This window comes from uncultured Sphingomonas sp., from assembly GCF_964244235.1.
Classification (GTDB): Bacteria; Pseudomonadota; Alphaproteobacteria; order Sphingomonadales; family Sphingomonadaceae; genus Sphingomonas.
Map to the genome: position 1 here is coordinate 1 of NZ_CAXTII010000110.1, position 7365 is coordinate 7365.

At 65.9% G+C, this 7365-nt stretch carries 8 protein-coding genes; 5 read left to right on the forward strand and 3 right to left on the reverse strand.

Annotated elements, in window-relative coordinates:
* Positions 1-319: SDR family NAD(P)-dependent oxidoreductase (locus ACFE7D_RS13455; RefSeq protein WP_375395925.1), on the reverse strand; the 319-nt coding region annotated here is incomplete at its 3' end.
* Positions 320-462: 143 nt separating this feature from the next.
* Positions 463-936, reverse strand: a complete 474-nt coding sequence (locus ACFE7D_RS13460; protein ID WP_375395926.1) for a MarR family winged helix-turn-helix transcriptional regulator — start codon at positions 934-936, stop codon at positions 463-465.
* Positions 937-1041: 105 nt separating this feature from the next.
* On the opposite strand from ACFE7D_RS13460, the gene ACFE7D_RS13465 reads away from it, so the two are divergent.
* From ACFE7D_RS13465 to ACFE7D_RS13485, 5 genes are all read left to right on the forward strand, one after another.
* A complete protein-coding gene (locus tag ACFE7D_RS13465; protein WP_375395927.1) occupies positions 1042-1875 on the forward strand; it encodes a MipA/OmpV family protein in 834 nt (277 codons plus the stop codon).
* Positions 1876-1896: 21 nt separating this feature from the next.
* A complete protein-coding gene (locus ACFE7D_RS13470; protein WP_375395928.1) occupies positions 1897-3597 on the forward strand; it encodes a CocE/NonD family hydrolase in 1701 nt (566 codons plus the stop codon).
* The gene (locus tag ACFE7D_RS13475) at positions 3597-4700 is read left to right on the forward strand and encodes an MBL fold metallo-hydrolase (protein WP_375395929.1); all 1104 of its coding nucleotides are present in this window, start codon (positions 3597-3599) and stop codon (positions 4698-4700) included. The genes ACFE7D_RS13470 and ACFE7D_RS13475 overlap by 1 nt, the downstream gene beginning before the upstream one ends.
* Positions 4701-4886: 186 nt before the next feature.
* Entirely contained in the window at positions 4887-5108 is a 222-nt protein-coding gene (locus tag ACFE7D_RS13480) for a hypothetical protein (RefSeq protein WP_375395930.1), read from the forward strand.
* Positions 5105-5359, forward strand: a complete 255-nt coding sequence (locus ACFE7D_RS13485; RefSeq protein WP_375395931.1) for a hypothetical protein — start codon at positions 5105-5107, stop codon at positions 5357-5359. Before ACFE7D_RS13480 ends, ACFE7D_RS13485 begins: the two co-directional genes overlap by 4 nt.
* Here the strand turns inward: ACFE7D_RS13485 and ACFE7D_RS13490 are convergent.
* Positions 5356-7365 (reverse strand): TonB-dependent receptor domain-containing protein (locus tag ACFE7D_RS13490; protein ID WP_375395932.1); only part of this gene is annotated, 2010 nt, incomplete at its 5' end. The genes ACFE7D_RS13485 and ACFE7D_RS13490 overlap by 4 nt on opposite strands.

The following is a 7365-nucleotide window of genomic DNA, read 5'->3' on the forward strand; positions in this document are numbered from 1 at the left end:
CCTCAGGCGAACGCGCCGGCTGTTTCAGGAGCGGAAGGTAGACCGCGGCGTTACAAACCAGCGCATGCAGCGGCGACCCGGTGGCGGCGATACGGGCCGCGAAATCGCGGACGCTCGCTTGGGAGCCGAGATCGATCAGCTCCAGCGAGACATTGTCGGGGTGAATATTCAGCGCAGCCGCAGCCGATTTGGCTTTGTCTAGGTCCCGGCAGGCCATGATGACGTGCCAGCCGCGGTCGACGAGCGCCTTGGTCGCGTGGAGCCCGACGCCCGATGAAGCGCCGGTAACGATGACCGTCGCCTTGTGGTCTTGTCGCACAGGATGGGAACTCTCGCTTGAGGTTGAATAGTCGCCTGTGCGGAATAGTCGACGAGGGCAGAAGCGCCCTCATTAAATCCACCGGTGGGCCCACCCGCGAATGCGCCTGCGATATATGGCGTCGCATCGGCGCCGCGGCGGCATCACGCGCTGTCGATGGCGACGAGCAGGTTTAGCAGGTCACCTCCTGGCTTGCCGTCCTCGCCGAATATCTGCTGCTGGACGTCGGCGACGGCCGGCAAAGCCGATCGCAGGCGGTCGAGACCGACGGTCGTGATCGCGACCGACCGCGCCGGTCCTCCCTGAGGGATCCGTTCGCGACACACCAGGCCCTTATCGACCAGAGCCTTGACGATGTTCGACACCTGCATCCGGTGGATGTCGCCGAAGCGCGCCACATCGGCCTGGGTGATCTGCCCACCACCCCGCCCCAGCCATCCGATGAGGACGAGCGTGACGAATTGCAGGTGCGTCAGATCGAGCGTCAGCAAGACCCGGTCCACCTCGCGCTGATAGCGGTGCATGATGCGCCAGAGCACGAAGCCGATCGCGTTGCGCGGACCACCCGACGAGGCGTTGCTCACGAGGTCGGCGATGGCATCGGGGCTGGCTTTCATCGGAGCGGTCTATTCGTTTGGAGCGAGAGAGGAAACCATCCGTCGGCTTGTTGCATCCCTATGTAAATGCATTTACATGCCGAAGCAGAAACCGGAGTAGCTTGAATGATCACCCCCACCTCACCCTCGCAATCAACGGAGACGGCGCGTCCCGCACCGCGCCGATCGGCTATCAGCTGGATCCTCCTCGGGCTCATTTTTACGCCGGGCATGGTGCGTGCCGAGGAAGGGCCGGCGATCGAAACCCGCATCGCGGCTGGCGCGCAGATCGTGCCGGCCTATCCCGGCGCCGACCACAGCCGGGTCCAGCCATTCGGCAATTTCTCGCGGGCGAGCGGCGACCAGTTGCTCGATGCCAAGGCACCCGAGGGCGCCTTTGCGCCGCAGCTTGTGCGGACAGGCAATCTCACCGTGGGACCGTCGATCGCTTTTGTCGGCGCCCGTTCGCTCAGCGATACCGATGGCCGGCTGGCCCGCGTCGGCTCGACGGTCGAGCTCGGCGGTTTCGCCACTTATCGCCTGTCGCCATCGCTCTGGCTCGACGGCGACATCCGTCGCGGCGTCAATGGGCACAAGGGTTGGGTCGGCACGATCGGCGCGGACTATGCGGCCCGCGGCAAAGGACCGACGCTGATCACGTTCGGACCGCGCCTGACGTTCAGCGACGGCCGCTATCAGCGCGCCTATTTCGGCGTCGCGACGAACGATGCAGCGCCAGACCTCGGCGCATTCCGGCCGGGCGGGGGCCTGCAGGCGGTCGGCGGCAATCTTGGCGTCACGCGCCGGATCGCGGGGCGGTGGGGCGTCTACGCCTATGCGCGCTACGATCGCCTCGTCGCTGATGCCGGACGCTCGCCCGTGGTGCGTGCCTTCGGGTCGCGCGACCAGGTGTCGGGCGGGCTCGCGCTCAGCTACGCCTTTGGTCGTCGCGACCGGTGATCCGCGCAGGCAGCGTCGATCATGACTAGTGTCCTGCGCGCCGCGCGCCGCGCCGTGCGGTTCCTCGGCAACGCGGTCCGGCCCGGGGTCGAGGTCGTGCCGGTCGAGGCTATGGCCGTGGACTGGGATGTGCCGATCGCGATGCGCGACGGCACGGTGCTGCGGGCCAATGTCTTCCGGCCGCACGGGCAGGGGCCGTTTCCGGTGATCATGTCGGCGCATCCGTACGGTAAGGACAAGATCCCCGCGAAGACGCGTACCGGGCGGGGACCGCCGCTCCAGTCGCGCTTCCTGCCGCAGCCGCACCCGATCCGCATCTCCGCCTATACCAGTTGGGAGGCGCCCGATCCGGCGGTATGGGTCGATGCGGGCTACGCCGTCGTCAACGCCGATTTGCGCGGCGGCGGCACCTCGGACGGGATCGCCGACCTGTTCTCCGACGAGGAGGCGCGGGATTATTACGAATTGATCGAATGGGCCGGTACGCAAGGATGGTCCAACGGCCGGGTCGGACTCGATGGCGCCTCCTATCTGGCGATAAGCCAGTACAAGGTCGCGGCGCTTCAGCCGCCGCATCTGACCGCCATCTGCCCGTGGGAGGGGCTGACCGATGTGTACCGGGATTTCGCGCGTCCGGGCGGGGTCCTGGAGAATGGCTTCAGCAAACTTTGGAGCAGGCTCACCGGGCGGGAGGCGCGGGTGCGTGCGTCCCTCTACGACGCGATCTGCGCGCATCCCGAGCGCGACGAATGGTACGCGGCGCGAACGCCACGGATCGAGGACATCGCCGTGCCGATCCTCGTCTGCGGCAGCTTTTCCGACCACTTGCTGCATAGTCGCGGGTCGTTCGAGCTGTTCCGTCGCGCCGGCTCGCGCGACAAGTGGCTCTACACCCACCGCGACGGCAAATGGTGCGCCTATTATGGCGCAGAGGCGACGGCGACGCGGCGCCGCTTCTTCGACCACTTCTTGAAGCGGGAGGACAATGGCTGGGAGCACGAGCCGCGCGTGCGTCTGGCGATCGCCGACGACGGGCCCGAGCCGGCGGCGGTGATGTACGAGGACGCATGGCCACCCGCGGATATACAATGGCGCAGGCTCCGCCTCGACGCGGGGTCCGGCGCGATGCACGACGCAACCGACGGCTTTCTGCCGGCGAGTGCATCGCTACGCCTCCCCGACGGACGCGTCTCGTTCGTCTGGACCGTGGAACAGGATCTGGACGTGATCGGCCCGATGGCGCTTTATCTCGACGTCTTGCTCCGCGATGGTGCCGACGCACTGCTTTTTGCCGGACTGCGCAAGCTGCGCGGCCGCAGGGAGGCGGTGTTCGAGGGCTCCTACGGTTTTTCGGGCGACATGGTGTCGACGGGCTGGCAGCGGATTGCGCACCGGACGATCGACGCCGCCCTGTCAACGCCCGCGGCGCCCGTTCATACCTATACATCCCCCGAACCTGCGCGCCCGGGTGAAGTCGTGCGGGTGGCTATCGCGCTGCGCCCGCATGCAACACGTCTGCGTGCGGGGGACCGGCTCCGGCTCGACCTGCAGGGCCGCTGGTTCTATCCGTACAACCCGCTGTTCGGCCAGTTTCCGGCCGCCTATCAGGCAAGCCCGGTCGATCGCTGCACGATCCTTACCGGTGGGCCGGACGGAGCCTATCTGCTGCTCGCCACCCGCCCGCCGCGGGGCGACCTGTCGATGCCAGGACGCGCGGCTTGATGACACGACGGTGGCTCCTAGTCGCAGGCGTGGGACTGCTGACCTTGGCGGCAGCAGTCGCGGCTATCCTGGCTGTACCTGCTGTCGACGATACGATCTTCCGGTACTTCGTCGAGCGCCGTCTTGTTGCGGGCGACACCGCGCTGCTCGGCGGTCAAGATGCGCTCAAGGTCCTGCTCTGCGGCACCTCGGCCCCGTTTGCCGATCCCGCGCGCGCGCAAAGCTGCACGGCGATCATCGCGGGCGGCCGCTATTATCTCGTCGATACCGGGCCGGGCAGCGCCCGCAACCTGATGTTGTGGCGGCTCCAGGGTCGCGAACTGGGCGCGGTGTTCCTCACCCATTTCCATTCCGATCACATCGGTGACTTGGGCGAGGTCAATACCAACGCCTGGCTCGCCGGCCATGCTGGCCCGCTGCCGGTGTTCGGCGGTCCCGGCGTCGCGGCGGTGGTCGACGGCTTCAACCGCGCGTACGCGCTCGACCAGAGCTACCGCGTTGCCAACGCGGGCGCCAAGCTGCAACCGCCGGCCGCCGCGGTGATGCAGTCGATCGTCATCCCTCTGGCCGGACCGCCGACGGCATCGCTGAGCCGTACCAGCCGGCCATTGCGCTTTGGCGACCTGACGGTGACCGCGATCGAGGTGAACCACGATCCCGCCGCGCCGGCCTATGGCTATCGGTTCGATTACCGCGGCCGCTCTGTGACGATCAGCGGCGATACCCGTTACCATCCGCCGCTTGGCAAGGCAGCCCGCAGAAGCGACGTGCTCGTCCACGAGGCCCAGTCACAGCACCTCGTCGATCTGGTCAGCGAAGCGGCGCATGATGTTGGACGGGACCGGATCGCCCAGACGATGCGCGACATTCACCATTACCATACCGATCCGGTCGACGCCGCGCGGATCGCCAATGCGGCCGGTGTCCGGCTCGTGGTATTCACCCATCTCGATCCGCCCCCATCCAATTGGCTGATCAGCCGGATGTTCTATCGCGGGGTCGATGAGGTGCGCCCGAAAGGGTGGATCAGCGGCGAAGACGGTACGCTCATAACCTGTCCGGTCGGCTCGTCAGCGATCACGATCTCGACCTTGCAGCGATGAAATATTGCCGTCGCGCGTAAGGTTGCGACGGATCAAGGTCGCCGAGTCTGCCTTGACGTCGTCCACTTCGGGTGAGGCGCGGCCACGCGCCAGGTTCACGAGGGCCTCTCGCTCGAACTTGAAAAAGCCGGCGTGACGGTCACAACGGCGTGTCCCGGACCGGTCGCCACGCAATTCTTCGCCGATATGAAACCTGCCATTCGGGCCAAGGACATGGCGCAGCCCGGCCCGGTCGTTCGAGATATCCTGCGCGGCTTCGAGCGCGGCCGCCGGGTCGTCTACCCGGGCGGCCCGGCGGTTCGCCTTGGCACGTGGGCACGAATCCTGCCCCGAACCGTGATGCTGCGCCTGGCGCCAAGGGTGACGGCATCGCTGAACTGTAGACACGGCAACGGAGTAGCGAAATGACTCACCCAGAACGGTCGCTCCGTGCCGTCAGGACGGGTAGCGCGGCGCTGGGCGCGCTCGCCACCGGCGCCATCGCCGTCGGGGCGATGGCGATCGGCGCGCTTGCGATTGGCGCGATGACGGTGCGGCGCTTGCGCATCCTCGAAGCGCGGATCGATCACCTCTCTATCGGCACGCTGAAGGTCGATCGGCTGGAGGTCGCGTTGCCCAGCCAGATCGAGGCACAACCGTTCCGACCTTCGCCCGACTAAAAATCGACCTTGGCGCCGATGCGGAACGCGCGTCCGACGATCCCCGCCTCGCCGACGACAGGATTGTATAGATAGGCACCGTAGGTGGTCGCGTCGATCGGCGGCTTGCGGTTGGCGACGTTGAGCACGTCGAGGTAGAACGCGAGTTGCGGCGTCACGGTCACGGCACCGTGCAGGTCGACCTGGACGAACGACTTCACGTTGCACGGCTGATACGGATTGCCGTCCTGATTGGTCGGAACGAGCCCGCAGTCTCCCGCCACGTTGCCCTGGTCCTCGGCCGAATAGTTGTAGCCGCTGGTGTAGTACGCGGTGGCGGTCAGCGACGCCTTGCCGAAGTCGACGGTGTTCTGCCAGTTCGCCCGCCACCGCGGCGTGCCCGTCCCCGCCGTCAGGTTGAAGTTGCCGAGCGTGCCGGCGTAATGCTCGACATGCCCGTCGGGGAAGCTGGTGTTGAGGTCGAAGATATACGTCGCTTCGCCCGAGCTGGTCAGGCGAATGTTAGGCCCGAGGTTGAAGCGCGCCGATAGCGCCGCATCGATACCCGACGTCTTCAGGCGGTTGGCATTGATGAAGCTGCCCTGCGCGAACGCGACGCGGCGCAGGCTGGTCGGATGGTCGGGATCGACTTCGTCGGGGATGATTGTCACGCCGCCGAAATTGGTCGCGCCGGTCGCGTAGTAGTTGTTCTCTGCAGACTGGAAATTGACCGAGGTGATCACGTTGGTCTTGATGATGTTGTAGTAATCGACGGTGAAGGTGACGTTGGGAATTGGTTTGACGATCGTGCCGACGGTGAAGTTGCGCGACTTTTCCGGGCTCAGATTGGGGTTGCCGACCGTCGTCTGGCCGACGCTGTACGTCGTCAGATAGGTGTTCGGCCCCGTTCCCTGCGGGTTGAGGTGCTGGTTGACGAAGTTATCTGGCAGGTTGGTCGCCGTCTGGGTAACGTAACCCGTCGTCGGCAGTGCGCCCTGCTCGGCGAAGCTCGGGATACGGAAGCCCCGCGAATAGGTCCCGCGCACCGACAGCTGCGGGATCGGCGTGAACTTCGCGCCGACCTTGGGTGAGAAATTGCTCTGCCCGGTCGAATAATGATCGTAACGGCCCGAGCCGTCGATCTCGAGCGAGTCGAGGATCGGGGCATTCAGCTCGAAATAGCCCGACTCGACATAGCGGTGTCCCGCCGCCCCGAAGGCATTGAGAACGAAATAGCGCTGCGTGGGGCCGTTATAGTCGGGATTGCCGCTCGGGTCGTTGAGTGATTCGTAACGGATCGACCCGCCGATCAGTGCCTGCACCTTGCCGCCTGGCAATGAGAACAGGTCCTTCGCCAGCGTCGCCTGCCCCTGATAAAGGTGCGACGAGTCGTGAAGATATTGTGTCGGCGTTAAATAGTTGAGCGTCGCCGCGCTGTTCTGCTCCGGGTTGACGAAGTTGTACGATCCGTCGGCGATGACATCGAGCAGGTGCTGGATGAAGACATAGCCGCTCGCCACGGTGTCGAGCGCGCTCGCCGCTGCCGTCCCGTCGACAGTATAGCGCCAGTCGTTGCCGAAGCTGCCCTTGATGCCGGCGGCGAGGCGATAGACCTGGCTTTCGGACGAGTTGAACTGGATCGAGCCCGGAAGCCGCCCGGCGATCTGCGCGACCTGCCCCTGTGCCGCGAACGGATTGTTCGGATTGAGCGTTCCGTTTGCCGCGGTGCACGTCACCGTCCCGCGCGGGCAGATGTAGATCGGCAGCGCGAGGGTGGTGTTGCCGTAGCTCGTCGTCTGGTTGGTGCTATAGCCCGGGTAGAGGATGCCCGATGGCGCCAGCACGCGGATCTGCGACGCAACGCCGGTGTACGACGAATAGCTGCGCTCGTAGTTGAACTCGGCGTAGGCCTCGGCATTGTCGCCGACCCGGACCGTGCCGCGCGCCGACACGCCATAGCGCTGCTGCTTCGGTTCGATCTGGCCGTAGTCGTGGACAAGGTCCTGCCGGCACACCGTCCGCGGCGC

Coding starts and splice junctions, on each gene's coding strand:
- ACFE7D_RS13460 (WP_375395926.1), bottom strand. CDS start 936: ATGAAAGCCAGCCCCGATGCCATCGCCGACCTCGTGAGCAACGCCTCG.
- ACFE7D_RS13470 (WP_375395928.1), top strand. CDS start 1,897: ATGACTAGTGTCCTGCGCGCCGCGCGCCGCGCCGTGCGGTTCCTCGGC.
- ACFE7D_RS13465 (WP_375395927.1), top strand. CDS start 1,042: ATGATCACCCCCACCTCACCCTCGCAATCAACGGAGACGGCGCGTCCC.
- ACFE7D_RS13485 (WP_375395931.1), top strand. CDS start 5,105: ATGACTCACCCAGAACGGTCGCTCCGTGCCGTCAGGACGGGTAGCGCG.
- ACFE7D_RS13475 (WP_375395929.1), top strand. CDS start 3,597: ATGACACGACGGTGGCTCCTAGTCGCAGGCGTGGGACTGCTGACCTTG.
- ACFE7D_RS13480 (WP_375395930.1), top strand. CDS start 4,887: ATGAAACCTGCCATTCGGGCCAAGGACATGGCGCAGCCCGGCCCGGTC.